This is a genomic window from Bartonella sp. A05, from assembly GCF_026930145.1.
Classification (GTDB): Bacteria; Pseudomonadota; Alphaproteobacteria; order Rhizobiales; family Rhizobiaceae; genus Bartonella.
On the sequence record NZ_JANHOJ010000015.1, the window covers coordinates 1 to 1,180 of the forward strand.

The following is a 1,180-nucleotide window of genomic DNA, read 5'->3' on the forward strand; positions in this document are numbered from 1 at the left end:
CTAATTACTCAATGATTTTAGAAACGATACCCGCACCGACAGTACGACCACCTTCACGGATAGCAAAGCGAAGCTTCTCTTCCATTGCAATCGGAACAATCAAAGAAACATCCATTGCAACATTATCACCAGGCATAACCATTTCTGTGCCCTCTGGAAGCGTAACGATCCCTGTCACATCTGTAGTACGGAAATAAAATTGAGGACGATAATTCGTAAAAAACGGAGTATGACGGCCACCCTCATCCTTCGTCAAAATATACGCCTCAGCCTTAAACTTGGTATGCGGTGTAACAGAACCTGGCTTCGCCAAAACCTGCCCACGCTCAACTCCTTCACGATCAACACCACGAAGCAACGCACCAATATTGTCACCAGCCTGTCCTTGATCCAAAAGCTTACGGAACATTTCGACACCCGTTACTGTCGTCTTAGAAGTTGGACGAATCCCTATAATTTCAATCTCTTCTCCAACTTTAATAATTCCACGTTCAACACGACCCGTAACAACTGTTCCACGACCAGAAATCGAAAAAACATCCTCTATAGGCATTAAAAACGGTTGATCAACCGGACGTTCAGGCGTCGGTATATACTTATCAACTTCACTCATCAAAAGACGAACGGCATCTTCACCAATACTTTTATCCGAATCTTCAAGTGCTGCTAATGCAGATCCCTTAACAATTGGTATCTCATCACCGGGAAAGTCATATTTGGACAACAACTCCCGAACTTCAAGTTCAACAAGTTCCAAAAGCTCAGCATCATCAACCTGATCAACCTTATTCAGAAAAACAACAATTGCAGGAACTCCAACCTGACGCGCCAACAAAATATGCTCACGCGTTTGCGGCATCGGACCATCGGCAGCAGAAACAACCAAAATAGCACCATCCATTTGTGCTGCTCCCGTAATCATGTTCTTAACATAATCCGCATGACCCGGGCAGTCAACATGCGCATAGTGGCGATCTTCTGTTTCATATTCAACATGCGCTGTGGATATCGTAATCCCACGAGCACGCTCCTCAGGAGCCGCATCAATTTGATCGTATGCTTTAAATTCACCAAAATATTTCGTAATCGCTGCCGTTAACGACGTCTTACCATGATCAACGTGACCAATCGTACCAATATTAACATGTGGTTTTGTACGTTCAAACTTGCTCTTCGCCAT

At 44.2% G+C, this 1,180-nt stretch carries 1 protein-coding gene; it reads right to left on the reverse strand.

Features of this window, described 5'->3' with window-relative positions:
* Positions 1-4 precede the first annotated feature (4 nt).
* Positions 5-1,180: elongation factor Tu (gene tuf / locus NPX98_RS06575; protein WP_269023350.1), on the reverse strand; the 1,176-nt coding region annotated here is incomplete at its 5' end.